Genomic DNA, 15768 nt, shown 5'->3' on the forward strand with positions numbered 1-15768 from the left:
CAAACACCCTCCTTGGTTGAAATCGACATAAAACAAACAGTGATGGTTGAACCGGCGGTGCCGGAAACGCTTTGCCCCGGCCGCGTCAGACGCAGGCCAAAGGCGGCGACACCGGGCGGTGGTTGTTGCAACACATCAAGCCACCTGTACCTGTCCATGGTGTTTAGCATTCAATGTGCCAACCGAAAGAAGGGGGGTAAAGACAATGAAAGGGAGGATGAAAAAGAATTGCCGGGATTGGCCGGCCGGCCATGACAATCCCTGCCGAACAGCTGATTTTATTTAATTATCGACAGGCCGCCATCGTATCGCAAAGACGCACAGAGTGCGGCTGCCGCAGCACCCGGTCGATGGCCGCGTCCCATCGGGGCCGGGAAAATGGTGCCGGCCACCTACCACATCCGTGCACAATGCATGATTATCGTCGCCGCCCACGCCCGTCGCGGTCCGGCACGACAATGCCATGGGCCTTGATTTTGCGGTAGAGGGTAGCCACATCGATGCCCAGTTCCGCCGCGGCCATCTTGCGATTGCCGCTATGGGCGGCCAGGGCGTCGCTGATGAAACGGCGCTCCATGGCCTGCAAATTGCGCACGCCGAACCCCCGGCCGGCGGCGCCGCCTGCATCCTGAAATTCGGGCGGCAGATGGTGCGGCTCAATCAAACCCCCGCGGCAAAGGACGAACGCCTGCTCGATGATGTTCTCCAGCTCGCGCACATTGCCCGGAAATCCATGGGCCATCAAGCGCGCCGCCACCTCGGGGGCTACTCCGGCGATGTCCTTGTTCTGCAATCGATTGAATTTGTTGATGAAGTGATCGATCAGCAGTGGAATGTCCTCGCGCCGTTCCTTAAGCGGCGGCAACACCATGTGCACCACGCGAATGCGGTAATAAAGGTCTTCGCGGAAGCGCCCCTCGCGTACCAAATTGGCAAGATCCTTGTTGGTGGCCGCCAGCACGCGGATGTCCACCGGTATGGCCCGGGCAGCGCCCAGCGGCTCCACCTGGCGCTCCTGCAAAACCCGCAACAGTCGCATCTGCATGGCCGGCGAAATATCGCCGATCTCATCGAGCAGGATGGTGCCCCCATCGGCGCGCTCGAACCGGCCCACCCGATCGCGCCGGGCGTCGGTAAATGCGCCGGCCTTGTGACCGAACAACTCGCTCTCCAGCAGGGCATCGGGCAAGGCAGCACAGTTGACCGCCACGAATCGTTTCTCCCGGCGCGGCGACAAGTTGTGGATCGCCCTGGCGACCAACTCCTTGCCGGTGCCGCTGGCCCCTTCGATGAGCACCGTGCTGCCGCTGTCGGCAATGCGCGGCAACACTTTGAACAACTGCATCATGGCGCTGCCCTGGCCGACGATGTCCTCGAAGGTGTAGCGCCGTTCCAAGGCCTTCTGCAACTGCTCCACCTGGCTCAGGTCCTGGAACGATTCAACCCCGCCGATCATTCGCCCGGCACCGTCCCGCAAAATGGCAGTGGAAATGCGAATCGGCACCCTGTGCCCCTGGTTGTTTACGATATGGGCCGTGGCATTGACCACCGGTTGTTCCGTATCGAATGTGCGCCGCAAGGCACACGCATTCTCACAAATGCTGGCATGGAACACGTCACAGCAGGCTTTGCCCATTGCCTCGCCACGGGACACACCCGTAATGCGCTCTGCGGCACGATTGAAGGCCGTTATGCGCCAATCCATATCCACCGTGAACACCCCTTCGTTGAGGGCGTCCAGGATCACGTCTCGCTGCTGGGCGGCCTTGTCGCGCGCCATAACGGCCTTCTTTCTGCATTAATGCATTTTGCAATGTATTAACCACCATCGTATTGCACATTGCACGATTATCCGCAACCCTCTACGCGCCGCCACCGATCCTTTTCACTACGCGTGGGTCCTGCCCGAACCGCAGCAACCGAACCGCCACCGCGGCGACTAAGCCGGTTACGCCCATTCGCATGAGCCCCCCTCATAGAACCGCTCGAAGAACACCGCCGTTTCACAGCAACCACTCACCCATCCGTTTTTTGGCATATCCGTTGCTGTCTGTATACGATGCGGCAATAGGCCACCCGGGCAGATCGGCGATCCGTACCACTGCCCAAGAATAGCCAACGGCAGGACCGGATCCCCCCGATCGGGTTTACGAAAACCGCGGCAGTCGCTATGATGGCGTTGCCGCCCATTGCCGCCATCTCAACCCGGCCGGTACAAACCGGCCCAACGCGACCACCAAAGGAGTATTTCATGGCCAAAATGACCGAACGCATGCAGGAGTTGTTCAAGAAAGTTCCCGCCGCCGTACTTTGCACGGCAACCAACGACGGTTCGCCCAATGGCGTGCCCGTAGGGGCCAAGCGGCTCATCGATGCCGAAACCGTCCTCATATCGGATCAGTTCCTCAACAAAACCCTGGCCAACATGAAAAGCAATCCGCGCGTCGCGCTCACTTTCTGGGAGGGTCACGAAGGCTATCAGCTCAAGGGCACCGTCACCATCGAGACCACCGGGCCGCGTTTCGAGGAGACCAGCCGCTGGATCGAAGAGCGCAGCACCCAATCCGGCAACCCCCTTAAATGCAAGGGGGTGGTCATCCTGAAAATCGATGAAATCTACGGCGTGGCGCCCGGACCCGGCGCCGGTAAGAAACTGTCCTGATTCGCAACCGGCCGGGGATTGTTCGACCTTCGCGGCACAATACCGGGAACGATCCCCGGCCGCCATCCTTCATCAAAGGAGACCCGCCATGGCGACCACCGTTCAGCTCACCGAAGTCCGCAAAGCCGAAGTCACCTTCCTGGTGGACAACTACACCGACCTCCTGCTGCCCGACACCGAAACCGTCAAACGGATGCGCACCACGCCGCCCAACGCCCCAATGGCCGAGCACGGTCTCTCCTATCTGGTCACCGTCCACACCGCCAATGGGCGCCACACCCTGCTGATGGACGCCGGCATCTCCGGCACCTGCCTGAGCCACAACGCCGCCCTGCTGCCCATCAGCATCGCCGCTCAATTGGACGTGGTGCAGCAGCGCATCGAAGATGTGGGCGCCATCGTTTTAAGCCACGGTCACTTCGACCACTTCGGCGGCCTGGACGCCTTTCTGCGACGCCAGGAGCGCAAGATGCCCCTGGTGGTGCACCCTGACGCCTTCGTCGAGCGGCGGCTCAACCTCGGCCCCGGCATGCAGGTGCCCATGCCCACCTTGACCGAGGCCTCCCTGAGCGCCGCCGGCGCCGTCCTCGACAAACGCCAGGGGCCCTCCACCATGGCCGATGGCCACATCCTGGTCTGCGGCCAAGTGGCCCGCACCACCCCCTTCGAGAAAGGGACGCCCAGTCTGGAAGCCAAACACGAAGACAAATGGCAACAGGACCAATTCGTCGACGATCAGGCCATCGCCTTTCACCTTCAAGACCGGGGCCTGGTCATCCTGGGCGGCTGCTCCCACGCCGGTATCATCAACACCATCGCCCACATCCGCAACGTGACCGGCGTCGACCAGGTGCACGCCGTGCTGGGCGGCTTTCACCTCAGCGGCGCCGGCGAAGACCTGATCGCACCAACGGTGCAGGCCATGCAGGAAATCGCCCCGCAGCTGGTGGTCCCCACCCATTGCACCGGCTGGAAGGCCATCGATGCTTTCGCCGCCGCCATGCCCGAGCAGTTCGTGCTCAATTCAGTGGGCACCACTTATCTGTTTCAGGGCCGCGCCTGAGATGTTATAAGCCGATAGGCACCCGAACATGTGCCGGGAAAGGACAACGGCGTGGCCTATCTCAAAAACAGTGTTTTACTGCTCATCGGACTGCTGTTCACCCTCCTGGGCATCCAGGTCCTCATCGGCGCGTACCGGTTGACCGATCCGTTCTCCTTCGTGTTGACCTTTTTCGCCGCCAACTTCATCATCCTGATCAGTGCGGCGCTCAGCCTGGGGTTCGCCCTGCGGCTGCTGCGGGTCGGGCAGGGTGTCCCCGACCCGGAAACGCCGCCCGACGAAGACCCTTGAGCTGTCCGCGGCAACAGCGAAACGATGCCCTTGCGGGCGAGCCGCACCACCCCAGCCCGATCGACGGTCCTGAACCAAAGCCGCGGAGCTCCCGATGCACATCCTGACCACCATCATTCCCATCTTCATCGTGGTGCTGGTGGGTTGGCTCGTGCAACGGCGCGGCTTCCTGCCCGAGGCCTTCGTCGCCCCCGCCAACCGCCTGGTATTTTACGTAGCCATCCCCGCCATGATGTTTCAGGCCATCGTCAAATCGGACCTCACCGCATTGCTCCGCCCCGGCTTGATTCTGCTCACCCTGGCGGTCGCGGCCCTCACCTATGCCGTCGCCTGGCTGATCTGCAGCGTCAGCCGCATCCCCCGATCCTCCGCCGGCACCTTCATCCAGGTATCCGGTCACGGCAACCTGGGCTACATCGGTCTGGCGGTCGCCTTCTACTATCTGGGCAGCGAGGGCCTGGCCCATGCCAGCGTCATCGCCGGCTTTTTGATGATACTGCAAAACACCCTTTCCATCGTCGCCCTGCAAGCCCACGCGCCGGCCCGCAGCACACCGCGCAAAGGCAAACATTTGCTGCTGTTGCGCCAACTCTTGACCAATCCGGTGATCGTCTCCGTGCTGGCCGGCATGCTCTTTTCGCTGCTCGCCCTCCCGCTGCCGCTGGTGGTCGCACGCACACTGGCCATCCTCAGCGGCATGGCCCTGCCCCTGGCCTTGCTGGTCATCGGCGCCTCCCTCTCGTTCGACCACATGCGCGCCCACCTCCCGCAAGCCATCGGCGCCACCGCCGTCAAAGTGCTTTTGATGCCCGCATCGGGCTGGCTGCTGTTTCAGATCTTCGGCCTGCCACCAACGCAAACATTGCCGGCGCTGATCCTGCTGGCCTCGCCCACCGCCACCATCACCTACATCATGGCCAAGGAGATGCAAGGCAACAGCAACCTGGCCTCCGCCACCATCTCCATCAGCACCCTGGCCTCCGCCCTGACCTACATCTTATGGCTCCAGGTGGGGTCGGGCTGATCCATCCGGCCTGAAACCGGCAATACCGGCCCTGAAGAGAGAACCGGACCGGATGGCGTATCCATATTGAAATCCAATGAGAAATTGGCCATATTTCGTCCAGCGCACATATTTCTGATCGACGCAGGCTTTTTGGAAGGAGCTCAAAAAGCCGCGCACAGGCGCCCGGCGACATATCGCGTGAACACATCCGATCCAACAAGGAAAACCATGCCCAATCCATCTTCCCGGCAACCCGCCTATGCCTACCTGATTACGGCCCTCTGTTTCAGCATCCAGGCGTTAGGGATAGGCACCTATATTGCCTTCGGCGTTTTCTTCAACCCACTGATGGAGGCGTTCGGCTGGTCCCGGGCCGCAATCTCCGGGGCATCTTCGACCGCCTTTCTCAGCATGGGTCTCTTTGGCATGATGGTCGGCCGCTTGAACGACCGTTTCGGGCCGCGCCGGCTCATGTCGGTCGCGGCACTGCTGCTGGGGCTGGGTTGTCTCCTGATGGCCCGGGTGACCACCCTCTGGGAACTCTACCTTTTTTTCGGCATCATCTTCGGAATGGGTCTCAGCGCCATCGATGTCATTGCGCTAACCACCATCGCCCGCTGGTTCACCCATCGGCGGGGATTCATGACCGGTATTGTCAAGGTGGGCACCGGCGCCGGACAATTTTTCATCCCGCTGCTCGCCGGCGCCCTGATCCTGCTTTACGGCTGGCGGTGGGCCATAGCGATCATCGGTATTGGTGTTACATTAATTTTGCTGCTCATGGCCCAATTGCTGCGCCGTGATCCTGGCGCATCGGGATTGACAAGCCGACCGGTGACCGCCGACAGGGCTCTCACGGCAACAGACCCCGGGCTCTCCTTGTCCCAAGTATTCAGAACGGTCCAATTGTGGACCATCTGCATGCTCAATATGTTCCTCGTCTTCTGCCTGATGATTATCATGCTGCACATCGTCCCTTATGCCCGCGATGTCGGCATCCCCCATATTCAAGCCGCCGGCATTCTTTCCACCATCGGTGCGGTGAGCATGCTGGGGCGTTTCGTCTGCGGCCTGATCATCGATCGAAGGGGCAGCAAACCCGTCATGAGCTTCTGTTTCTTTTTACTATTGGTCGATCTCGTGTGGTTGCAGTTCGCCCACCAGCTCTGGATGCTCTATCTTTTTGGCGCTTTGTATGGTTTGGCCCACGGCGGTTGTTTTACCGCCATCAGCCCCCTGGTGGCCGAGTGGTTCGGCATTCGTTTCCACGGCACGCTTTTTGGTGTTGTCGTCTTTTTCGGCACCCTCGGCGGGGCAACCGGACCCCTGCTGGCCGGATATTTGTTCGACATCAGCGGCAACTACGCGCTCGCGTTCCGGATCGTCACCCTTGTGGCCCTCTTCGCATGGGCGCTGCTGCTTACCCTGCGCCCGATGCGGATCAGCGAACACGAATCCTTCTGATCGATGATATCAGGGATTGTTGCCGTCCATATCCAAAGCCAGAATTTTTTCCGGCCGGCCGCTGAACTTTTGGTGCATAGGCCTCCCGATCAAACCCGGACAGGGGGGTCGGTGGGTCCGGCACCCTGTCCGGAGCAGTCCGTGGGCTCCATGGCATATCCGTCCGCCTTGAGCGCATTTTCGATTTCACGGATATGCGCATCGTTGCGGGTTTCCAGCTCCAACTCGACCCGGGTTTCGTCGATGGCGCTGCGCTGCGCGCTTCTATCATGATAGATGTGCAAGATGTTGGCTTCCAGGGCCGCCACCTTGTTCAGCAGACGGGCCAATACCCCGGGCCTGTCACTCAAGGTCAAACGGATCCGCATGATGCGGCCCAAAAGGGGGATGTCCACATTGCCGCCGGAAACCAGGAGCACGATTTTTTCGTCACGGCGGTGTCGGACGCTGCCATTCAGCAGCGCAGCCAGGGGCGCCGCGCCGGCACCCTCCGCCAGCAACTTTTTGCGATCCAGCAGAATCTGCATCGAAGCGGCGATATCCGCCTCCTGCACCGTTACCAGTTCATCGACCGTCTTGCGAATCATCCGGAACGGAATCTCACCCAACTGCTTCACGCTGATGCCGTCCGCAAGGGAGGGCTCCGCTGGAACCGACACACACTTCCCGGCACGCAGCGCCATCCGGGCAGAGGGACAGGCTGCTGCTTCGACACCGATCACCCGTATCCGCGGGTTCGTCGCTTTGATGACACTGCCGATGCCCGCAATGAGTCCACCGCCGCCCACCGGAACGATGATTGTCTCCACATCCGGCAGAACGGAAAGAATTTCCAGGCCGATGGTCCCCTGGCCGCAGATGATGTCCTCATCATCGAAGGGGTGAATGAAGGTCATCCCCTCCTTTGCTATTTCCCGTGCCCTGGCGACACTCTCTTCCAGGGTGGCGCCGTTGATGATGATATTGCCGCCGTACCCGCGCGTGGCCTCCCGCTTGCTGATCGATGACCACTGCGGCATGACGACGGTGGCGGGCAGACCTGCCTCCCGGGCCGCCAGGGCGACGCCCTGGGCATGATTGCCGGCAGAGGCGGTAACCACGCCTTTGGCTGAAATGGTGTTCTGCATGCAGCCCCGGACCAGCTTGGCGGCCGCGCCTCTGATTTTGAACGATCCTGTTTTTTGAAGATTCTCGAGCTTCAGGTAAATATGGGCATCGAACTGCGAACTGAGCGTCGGCGAATAGACCAGCGGCGTTCGAAAGATGTGATCGTCGATCCGGCGCGACGTCTGCTCGATCTTTTCCAGGGTAGGCATCGGCGTTCTCCACCTTTTCGATCGGCGCCTGCCGCGGACCGCAGCGCCGCCGGGGTCAAACAGCAAGCAAAGCGTTCATCAATCCGTCATCCCCGATGACCTTCTTCATGGCTGAAAATAGGGATGGGTCGTCCACAAGTAAACAGAAGCGGGGACAGCCCCGGACAACTTCATTGTATCGGAAGGGAGCACTGAAATTATCGCAATGGGGTAGCGCTAAGGAAAGCGAATGGATTGGACCTCGGCTTTGAAAAAGACGAAGTGGTCTGCCGTACCGAACATGTTGCCCGCCGCCACCCGGAAAGGAAGGCGAAAGCCTTGCACTTCGCGGAAATCGGACAATTGCCCACCGAATGGTTGCAGCCGATGCGTTTTGTCAGGATTTGCATCGCTCCAGCGCATGAAGTGCACCTCGATGGGGCGCCCATCACCGTCGACCTTCAGATCCACAGCCTGTGCAAACCCCATGTGACTCACGGTGACGCGAGCCGTGTGTTCATCCACCGCCTCCCAAACAATGCCCGGCCCGGGAAGCAAAGCCGCAGGGGTCCAGAACACGGCCTCCGCGACATACCGACCATATGCGGATCGGGCGTGGTCCGCATCGCCTCCCATCCGGGCAACAGGCAGCAGGCCGAAAATACGGAATCGGGTCCACCGACCGGAATCAGAGCCGGAAACGGGCACGACCCCCGGCAAACGAAGTTTCCAGACAAAACCCGCCGGCGCCGCGAGAATCTGCTTTGCGTCCATCCGTTGATAGTTTGGGTTCTCCCGCGAACCCAAGCTGAACTTCCCCCCCATATCGATTTCGGCCACTGTCCACAAGGGTGTACCGGGCGCAATGACAAAATTGAAAAAGCGCCGTGCCGGTTCGGGCAAATCGGCCACCATGGAGGGTTCATATACGGGTGGGTTCGCCGGCTGCAAGGCGGTCAATCGGGACCATTCCATTCTCTCCGCCCGGCCGTCCCACAGGCGCAGCGCCAACAGCGCGAACAGGCCAAAACCCAGCACTGCCAAGAATCCATAGACGAACTTCATAAAAGCACCCTGATCCGTTTACGATGGGGATATTGTCTGCGCAAGCGACATTCTCGTCAATCCCAAACGCTGGTGGTGCGAAAGAAGCGCCTGGCCGCCTCCCGGGCCTGATCGGAGGCCCCGGAAAAATCGGGCCGGATCATCAAATCCGTGCACCCGGTGTCGGGCGGCGTGTCCGGATCGGCCACAAAATCGAACAGAAGCCTGCCGGCGCAGGTGTCCACAGCATTGACGTCGATACCCTGCAGCAAGGTCATCATCAGGGTGCCGTGGTTGGCGGTGGGCAATTCGACCAGGTACTGCCTGTCGCCCGGGTAGTGGCTTTTGGCGAAGCGGGCGAATTGGACCGGGGTTTGGGGATCCATGTCCCCGTTGAGCAGCAGCATGGGGCTGTCGGTGGCCGGCCACTGATGGGTGGCGGCATCGAGGGGATAGATCGGCCAGCCGATCCGGTCGCGGGCGATGTACTGGTCCAGCGTTTCATCCGGACTTGCGTAGGCGATATCGGAAAACGCCTGCGCCTGGTCCAGGGACAGCCCGCCGATCAGTTCGGAAGTGATGATGTGGGTGTCCAGATTGTAGCTGAACAAGGGGTACACCTCCGCTTCCTCCGGCTCATCCTCTTCAGCGAAAAGGGCTTTGATGATCTCCACGTCATCTGCACTGCAGCGGTTGATGCGGTAAAGCAGGGCCGGCAGCACCATCCGGCCCCACCAGTTGCGGCCCAGCTCGGCCAGCTTCTGCCGCAGGGCGGCCCGGCTGATCAGGGGGTTCAGGTCCGCGCATAGTCCGGCGCCGTCGATTCGGGCATAGGTGTCATCGAGTACCGCCAGGCTGTCGGCGCCATATGTCTGCATGCGCCCGCCGCAGGTGGGATCGGCATCGCAGCGCTGCAGGATATCGAGCACCAGATGGTTGGCATTCTGATCGTACACATCGATGGGATACAACCCGTTATCCGGACCGGCCGGCACGACCCCGTCGAGAATGAGGCCGTCGAGCATGTCCGGGTAGAGGAAAGCGAATCGCTGCGCCAGATAAGTGCCGTAGGAGACGCCGTAGAGAAAGCGCCGGCCTTCGCCGCCCACGCGGTGCATCCAGGCCGCCACATCGTGCGCCGCCTGGGTCGGGTTGAACATCGCCAGACCGGCCTCCCCCCATTGCGAGAGCAGATCGGCCGCACATTCGGCCGACCCGTCCGCCGACCCGGGGCAGGTCAAAGGGCTCGATGCCCCGGCACCCCGGTGTTCAACGGCATAGTAGTCCCACTCGGTATGGCGCTGCGCCCAGACTTCCAGGGGATAGGCATAGCTCGCGATGCTTTCGCCCGGCCCACCCATCAAAAACCAGATTTGACCCTTTTTGATCTCCCCCGCTCCCCTGGCGCGCATCACCAGCACGTCGATCGACGCGCCCTCGGCATCTTGGTGATTCAGCGGCATGGCAAGCGTGCGGCATTCGAGGCCCGGGCCGGCATCCAAATACGCGGGGCAGGCGCTCCAGCGCGATGACGTCCCGGGAGCGTTGCCCCCACCACAGGCGGCAATTGCACAAAACAAGAATATGACAAACGACAAGCGACTGATTTTTCGCGGCATAGCGCACACTCTTCATATTGGACCGGCATCGGACGGCATTCGCACGATTATTCGAATCAATCGATGATATCGGGAAAACTTCCGATTTCTTGAGCCGCAGGGATGCCGTTTTTTTCCAGCGCGGCGGCTTGCAGGCGCAACGCAATTTTACCGTATGAAGGCCGTGGCCGACCGCGCGGTTTGTTCCCAGCGGATTTTTTCGCGACGGTCGTCCTCAAAATCGAAGGGCACCCGATCCGCCCCAAGCAGAAACCTTGACGGTGGATTTTAAATCAGAATGCAAATCAGCCCTTGCTGAATTCGGCAGGCGGCCGGCCGGAGCGCGAATAGACGCTCATCGCCGTTACGGTGACCAATACCAGCCCCATACCCACGATTTGCGGGCCAACCAGCTTTTCGTTCAACACCACGACACCGAACAGCGACGCGGTAACCGGTTCGACCATTGCCACGATGGCGGCCACGGCCGGGGCCGTATGATTCAGGCCGATAACATAGAGAACGAACGACAAACCGGCGCCGAGCACCCCTATTGCAGCGAACAGCGGCCTATCCGGCGTACTCAAGGCGGCAACCGTCTGATCGGCGTCGCCGGACCGGACAAGGATCATGGCCAGTACCACGAACGCGATTGAGAGAATGGCCTGCGGGCTGCCGTGCGGCGCCGCATATTTAAAGCCGAAAATGAATATCGCGTAGGACAGCCCGGATAGCAGGCCGGCGCCCACCCCGATCGGCGTGACGCCGCTCGCACCGATGTCGTAAATTTGTGTCAGCAACACGATACCCACCATCACCACCGCGATGGCAACCCACTTCAACGCGGTGGGGCGTTCAAGCTTCAGTGCGAATGACACGAGATACACGAACACCGGGGCGCAGTACATCAACGTAACCGCAACCGCCAGGCTTCCCTGCGCAATGCTGACGAAATAGAACGCGAAATTGCCGGCCACGCCGATGCCGGCAATCGCCGACCAGAACCATAACCGGCGATTCGCCAGCCCGCTGCCCCGCGGCCGCAGCAGTAGCCAAACGAGCACGAACAGCAGTCCGATGGCACCCCGGTAGAAGGACACCACGAAGGCATCCCAACCACCGGCCATGAGGATACCGCCGATTCCGCCCGATAAGCCCCAGCAAGGCGCCGCCAGGGCAATGAAAGCTGTGCTTGCGCTCGCCATTTCAATCGTCAACGATTCATTCCGGGCCGATACCACCGGTAAAACCGATTTGCTTCATTGCAAAGGCCCCTTGGATGTCGACGCCGCACGTTCCAGTTTGGTCTGAACCCTTGCCATGAGTTCTTGAGCCACATTCTCGACATTCGCCTTCACTGATGCACCCGACATCGCATCAAAATCATGTTCGCGCATGTCCGGAAGCCAGGATCCTTCGCCGGAAGTCGTCAGAAGGATGATGTTGGCAGTCGTCTGTTGGCGGTCAAGGAAGGTTCGAACGTCGTGATCAAGACCCCATGCCAGACACGTGTTGATCACAACCACCGCAGAGTAGCCCGCAGTGTCGATCTCTTCCAGCTGTTGGATGCCCATCGTATGGTGCGGGATCTGCTCACTCGCGAGCAGTTTCTGAAGCTCTGCAACGAGCAGTCGCTTATATTCCGTGTCGCGCGACACGATGAGCACAATACGCTCGCCGGGAATGGCGTCCAAATCAACACCCACCATGTCCTTCTGCGGCCAGAACCGTTGCGGTACGGCGCATCCCGTTAGCAACAACAGTCCTAATAATATGCAAGACCAGGAATAACGGTTTGGTTCCGGTTTCATCTTCAGATGTCTCCTTCAGCACAAAGACAGCCTGGCGCGGCACGGCTGCCAAAGCAACCTGCGTGGCGCGTCGGGACGCTCCTTGGGTAGGCATCAAAACAATATTCGCAGGGACGAGTGAAACGCGTCCGCTGAAAAAAAGCTTGGCCCACCGCTGTTTTCAGCACTTTCAACCCTTGACCATCAGCCGCTGTTTCACCCTGAGTGTTTTCACCTCTGCCTGTTTTCTTCAGCCTTGCCGAACTTGATGTCTTGTCCGCGCCAACCGAACGCTTCGATCTCATCGAAAAATCACTTCCCCGAGAATTCGTTCAGGACTTGCTCGTATACTTGTATGTCAGCGCTATTAAATAAAACAATACGAATATGATGAACGGTCGAAAGCATGGGCAGCATCTCGAAGATTGTGCCCAGAGCAACCCGCGCAGCCGGTTCCAGTGGATAGCCGAAAACGCCTGTGGATATCGCAGGAAAGGCGATGGACCCGATGCCATTGTCCTCCGACAATTGCAGGGCATTGCGATAACAAGAGGCCAGCAATCGATCAGAAGGCTTATCCATGCCGTAGACGGGCCCAAGGCAGTGAATAACATATCGGTTCGGAAGATGATGCGCGCCGGTTATAACCGCCTCCCCTGGTCGAATGGGTGCAAGCGGCCTGCACTCCGCTTCTAAACCCGGTCCTGCGGCCCTATGGATAGCGCCTGCAACCCCACCTCCGATCCGCAGCTCGGCGTTGGCCGCATTTACAATGGCCTCCATGTCCGGTTGTCCCTCAATATTTCCCTGGACACACTCTATTTTGACACCATGCAATTCTCGTGTTGCCATAAAGATTCGTCTCCTTTCGAGTGGAAGCGATATCTTTCATTATCGCATAACATTCTGTGCTGCCGACCGAGTAAAAGGCAATGCTGTGTACAGATCCATTTATCGGCTCGATTTGGCGCCGGCACTACGATGGAGACTTACGCCGGATTCAGCAGCCTGGATGGCCAATTTTCGATGTGCCTCCGGAGGCACCCGAACCATGGATTGATCGCTGAAATGGTTGCCAGATATTGGATCGGGAATTGGTTCATTGGTTTTGCTAATGTCCAATCCCCCATCCGCTACAAGCTTCCGGATGCCACACAATCAATAGAAGATCATCGATTTTTGTCATGGCCTCATAGCATCAATATTGGCACCATTGCAAAGGGGCAAATGATGACCTGTCGGAGTTGCTCGATGAAACACACAAACTCTGGCTCACGGATGAGAGCCCCTTTTTTGGCCCCAACCCCTGTGATGGAGCCAGTGGTTGTACGTCCTTCATATAATAGCGTTCTCTAAAAATTCACGCATCCTATGATTTACGTATCTTTGACGATTTTCGCCGATATTTAGAAGTTCGTTATTGTGCAGCCACGCTTTTAACTCCTCTATTTCAACAGCCACCTTAATAACGATCCAACCTCTATTTTGATATTGATATATGGCCTTATCGGCTTTCTTTTTCCACAAATCGTAAGTTGGAACAATTCCATCTAATCGATCATCAGAGTCGTCGATTAATTTTTGATACTCTTCTTTTGAATACCATGCGTATCCGACAATATAGGGTCTATGATATCCATAAATTGCATTACAAAGTATTCTGATCGGATAAAAAGCAATACGTATAAACAAAAGAAGACCTTTAAGGCATATTCCAAGAAAGTTATTCATAGATTTCATACCCACAACGCTCGGCGTCTGCGACGAGTAAAGCGAGTCCGAAAGCACGCCTTTGTTGGGCGCCATTAGAATGCGTACAACTTCTGCAACACTGAAACGACTTCCAACTGAGCCTTTGAATCAATCGTTCCAAGCTTTCTAATCAAGTGTTCTTTATCTATTGTTCGAATCTGATCCAATACGATATGGCCATGTTTCTTTCTGAAAGTGCATGAAACTCGTGTTGGATAATCTTTGCTGGTAGATGTCATGGGAGCAATTATGACGGTTCGAATATACTTGTTCATTTCATCCGGTGAGATAATTAAACAAGGTCTGGTTTTCTGAATTTCAGACCAAACAGTCGGATCGAGACTTACTAAGTAAAAGTCAAAACGATTTATTACCACTGCCATTCTTCCTCGTCCCATGAATTTGAAACATCAATATCATCGATCAGGGGCGCATCATCGCCTTTTTTCCGCATCCCTTTAAAGGCCTTATCCCATCCTTCCCTTGCATATCTAACTGGGATGATAAAGCGTCACAATCGTTGGATCAGATAAACAAATACGGGCAGGCGGCTTTCCTCCTTTATTTTGAAAAATCGTGGCAGAAGCTCTCTCTTGCGGGGACTATCCTTTAGCGGTGATATGTACACTGCCCCCTTTGATTGCTTTTTTGAATCGGCATGTTTTAAAAGATCCGTCAAGGAGCCTTCATGCCTGGATGGCAAATTGTCTCCAGCAACGAAATTCCCAGTGACTTCTATTTGTTCGAAAGTCGCGTTGATTTCTAACATTTTCCCAAAGGCTTCTTGTACCTGAGCAGGAGTAATCGGCTTACCGATCAGGGAGAGCGTCTCTGAATCAATGGATTCAAATCCAATATTGACATAAGCGTAAAAGGGCAATCGATTCAAATGATCGAATAATGGTAGTCCCGCCTCTAAGAACGATCCAACACTGCCAAAGAGATACAAAAACGGTTTTTGATCCATACGCTGTCTAAATCCAAATGCCTGATAGGCCTCTTCTGCAGCAAAGCAGATTAAATTGTCACCTGCGGCAAGGGCGTCATGATTGGCAAGAAACAGGGCATGATAATTGACTAAATCGTCACCAAAATGATTTTTTAAATTTCTAAGCTGTTCATAGATATTTTCTTTTGATCTTACTTGAAATTTTTGTTTTGTTTTTACACAGCAAAATTTGCAATGATAAAGGCATCCATCTGCAATGGTCAAAGGGATGACGTCATAATCTACGTGCCGGGTATCGGGCGGAAGTACTGTAACCTTGCCGCCAATAATCTTGTCCAACTGCTGGGAACGTTCATAAAGCATCTGATCATCGTTGGCCACCAGTATCCGTTTTATAAGATCCTTTGCATGAGGGTACGATCCATTTGAATCTGCCATATACAAGTCGGCAAACAATTGAGACCATTCTGCCAATGCACTCATAACCGTGGGATTGGAAAAATAGTTAATTTCCCATACCGGGTTGCTGGAATAGGGCAAACAAGGCAGATAATATTCCCCCATCCAGGAAATAATTCCATCATCGCTGCTCTTATCACCCACAGTATAATAGATCCAATCATTTCCGGTTGTCCGCTTAAAGTGCTCGGCCGGATGAGGCCAGTCAGGCTTAATTCCTCGAATAGATTTGATTTCACCGTTTAGATTAAAGCAAAACTCAAAATCTGAAGTTTTGATTTCTGAATATTTACCAAATCGCAAAGGAACGCTTTGTTTGACAAACTTATCAAGGCCTGATTTTTTTGCATTGATTATTAGATGCTGCTGCTGATTACAATTCATTTATTTCCCTT

At 57.0% G+C, this 15768-nt stretch carries 17 protein-coding genes; 6 read left to right on the forward strand and 11 right to left on the reverse strand.

Features of this window, described 5'->3' with window-relative positions:
• Positions 1 to 12: 12 nt before the first annotated feature.
• A complete protein-coding gene (locus tag MRX98_RS13720) occupies positions 13 to 255 on the forward strand; it encodes a hypothetical protein (protein WP_246910023.1) in 243 nt (80 codons plus the stop codon).
• A gap of 163 nt (positions 256 to 418) precedes the next feature.
• Here MRX98_RS13720 and MRX98_RS13725 read toward each other — a convergent pair whose 3' ends face one another.
• On the reverse strand, positions 419 to 1780 hold the full coding sequence (locus MRX98_RS13725; RefSeq protein WP_246910040.1) for a sigma-54 interaction domain-containing protein: 1362 nt from the start codon (positions 1778 to 1780) through the stop codon (positions 419 to 421).
• Positions 1781 to 2251: 471 nt separating this feature from the next.
• Here MRX98_RS13725 and MRX98_RS13730 point away from each other — a divergent pair, with 471 nt between their 5' ends.
• The 5 genes from MRX98_RS13730 (at position 2252) to MRX98_RS13750 (ending at position 6486) form a co-directional block, all read left to right on the forward strand.
• Positions 2252 to 2662 (forward strand): pyridoxamine 5'-phosphate oxidase family protein, encoded by a 411-nt coding sequence (locus MRX98_RS13730; RefSeq protein ID WP_246910052.1) that lies wholly within the window; start codon positions 2252 to 2254, stop codon positions 2660 to 2662.
• Positions 2663 to 2750: 88 nt separating this feature from the next.
• Positions 2751 to 3725 (forward strand): MBL fold metallo-hydrolase, encoded by a 975-nt coding sequence (locus MRX98_RS13735; RefSeq protein WP_246910056.1) that lies wholly within the window; start codon positions 2751 to 2753, stop codon positions 3723 to 3725.
• A 51-nt stretch (positions 3726 to 3776) separates the two neighbouring features.
• On the forward strand, positions 3777 to 4016 hold the full coding sequence (locus MRX98_RS13740; protein ID WP_246910059.1) for a hypothetical protein: 240 nt from the start codon (positions 3777 to 3779) through the stop codon (positions 4014 to 4016).
• 94 nt (positions 4017 to 4110) lie between these two features.
• On the forward strand, positions 4111 to 5040 hold the full coding sequence (locus MRX98_RS13745) for an AEC family transporter (RefSeq protein ID WP_246910062.1): 930 nt from the start codon (positions 4111 to 4113) through the stop codon (positions 5038 to 5040).
• Between the two features lie 210 nt (positions 5041 to 5250).
• A complete protein-coding gene (locus tag MRX98_RS13750) occupies positions 5251 to 6486 on the forward strand; it encodes an MFS transporter (protein WP_246910064.1) in 1236 nt (411 codons plus the stop codon).
• Between the two features lie 89 nt (positions 6487 to 6575).
• Here MRX98_RS13750 and ilvA read toward each other — a convergent pair whose 3' ends face one another.
• From ilvA to MRX98_RS13800, 10 genes are all read right to left on the reverse strand, one after another.
• Positions 6576 to 7802, reverse strand: a complete 1227-nt coding sequence (gene ilvA, locus MRX98_RS13755; RefSeq protein WP_246910066.1) for a threonine ammonia-lyase — start codon at positions 7800 to 7802, stop codon at positions 6576 to 6578.
• Between the two features lie 216 nt (positions 7803 to 8018).
• Complete coding sequence (locus tag MRX98_RS13760; protein WP_246910081.1) at positions 8019 to 8846, reverse strand: DUF6544 family protein; 828 nt, start codon at positions 8844 to 8846, stop codon at positions 8019 to 8021.
• Between the two features lie 56 nt (positions 8847 to 8902).
• Complete coding sequence (locus tag MRX98_RS13765) at positions 8903 to 10288, reverse strand: alpha/beta hydrolase family protein (RefSeq protein WP_246910084.1); 1386 nt, start codon at positions 10286 to 10288, stop codon at positions 8903 to 8905.
• Positions 10289 to 10728: 440 nt separating this feature from the next.
• On the reverse strand, positions 10729 to 11640 hold the full coding sequence (locus MRX98_RS13770; RefSeq protein ID WP_246910089.1) for a DMT family transporter: 912 nt from the start codon (positions 11638 to 11640) through the stop codon (positions 10729 to 10731).
• A 42-nt stretch (positions 11641 to 11682) separates the two neighbouring features.
• Positions 11683 to 12234 carry a hypothetical protein gene (locus MRX98_RS13775; protein WP_246910091.1) on the reverse strand — a complete coding sequence of 184 codons (552 nt, stop codon included), beginning with the start codon at positions 12232 to 12234 and terminating at the stop codon, positions 11683 to 11685.
• Positions 12235 to 12525: 291 nt separating this feature from the next.
• Positions 12526 to 13065 (reverse strand): macro domain-containing protein, encoded by a 540-nt coding sequence (locus MRX98_RS13780; protein ID WP_246910094.1) that lies wholly within the window; start codon positions 13063 to 13065, stop codon positions 12526 to 12528.
• Positions 13066 to 13164: 99 nt separating this feature from the next.
• On the reverse strand, positions 13165 to 13371 hold the full coding sequence (locus MRX98_RS22055) for a toxin-antitoxin system HicB family antitoxin (RefSeq protein ID WP_343217763.1): 207 nt from the start codon (positions 13369 to 13371) through the stop codon (positions 13165 to 13167).
• 177 nt (positions 13372 to 13548) lie between these two features.
• Complete coding sequence (locus MRX98_RS13790) at positions 13549 to 14019, reverse strand: hypothetical protein (RefSeq protein WP_246910097.1); 471 nt, start codon at positions 14017 to 14019, stop codon at positions 13549 to 13551.
• Positions 14019 to 14363, reverse strand: coding sequence for a type II toxin-antitoxin system PemK/MazF family toxin (locus MRX98_RS13795; protein ID WP_343217764.1), 345 nt, complete (start codon positions 14361 to 14363; stop codon positions 14019 to 14021). Before MRX98_RS13795 ends, MRX98_RS13790 begins: the two co-directional genes overlap by 1 nt.
• 113 nt (positions 14364 to 14476) lie before the next feature.
• Positions 14477 to 15757 (reverse strand): radical SAM protein, encoded by a 1281-nt coding sequence (locus MRX98_RS13800; RefSeq protein ID WP_246910102.1) that lies wholly within the window; start codon positions 15755 to 15757, stop codon positions 14477 to 14479.
• Positions 15758 to 15768: the final 11 nt, after the last annotated feature.

The sequence above is a fragment of the Desulfatitalea alkaliphila genome (assembly GCF_022968795.1).
Taxonomy (GTDB): domain Bacteria; phylum Desulfobacterota; class Desulfobacteria; order Desulfobacterales; family Desulfosarcinaceae; genus Desulfatitalea; species Desulfatitalea alkaliphila.

Bases quoted from the DNA above. Each gene is read 5' to 3' on its own strand.
- MRX98_RS13725 (WP_246910040.1), bottom strand. From the start codon at position 1,780: ATGGCGCGCGACAAGGCCGCCCAGCAGCGAGACGTGATCCTGGACGCC.
- MRX98_RS13730 (WP_246910052.1), top strand. From the start codon at position 2,252: ATGGCCAAAATGACCGAACGCATGCAGGAGTTGTTCAAGAAAGTTCCC.
- MRX98_RS13735 (WP_246910056.1), top strand. From the start codon at position 2,751: ATGGCGACCACCGTTCAGCTCACCGAAGTCCGCAAAGCCGAAGTCACC.
- MRX98_RS13745 (WP_246910062.1), top strand. From the start codon at position 4,111: ATGCACATCCTGACCACCATCATTCCCATCTTCATCGTGGTGCTGGTG.
- MRX98_RS13750 (WP_246910064.1), top strand. From the start codon at position 5,251: ATGCCCAATCCATCTTCCCGGCAACCCGCCTATGCCTACCTGATTACG.
- ilvA (WP_246910066.1), bottom strand. From the start codon at position 7,802: ATGCCTACCCTGGAAAAGATCGAGCAGACGTCGCGCCGGATCGACGAT.
- MRX98_RS13760 (WP_246910081.1), bottom strand. From the start codon at position 8,846: ATGAAGTTCGTCTATGGATTCTTGGCAGTGCTGGGTTTTGGCCTGTTC.
- MRX98_RS13765 (WP_246910084.1), bottom strand. From the start codon at position 10,288: ATGCCGCTGAATCACCAAGATGCCGAGGGCGCGTCGATCGACGTGCTG.
- MRX98_RS13775 (WP_246910091.1), bottom strand. From the start codon at position 12,234: ATGAAACCGGAACCAAACCGTTATTCCTGGTCTTGCATATTATTAGGA.
- MRX98_RS13780 (WP_246910094.1), bottom strand. From the start codon at position 13,065: ATGGCAACACGAGAATTGCATGGTGTCAAAATAGAGTGTGTCCAGGGA.
- MRX98_RS13790 (WP_246910097.1), bottom strand. From the start codon at position 14,019: ATGGCGCCCAACAAAGGCGTGCTTTCGGACTCGCTTTACTCGTCGCAG.
- MRX98_RS13795 (WP_343217764.1), bottom strand. From the start codon at position 14,363: ATGGGACGAGGAAGAATGGCAGTGGTAATAAATCGTTTTGACTTTTAC.
- MRX98_RS13800 (WP_246910102.1), bottom strand. From the start codon at position 15,757: ATGAATTGTAATCAGCAGCAGCATCTAATAATCAATGCAAAAAAATCA.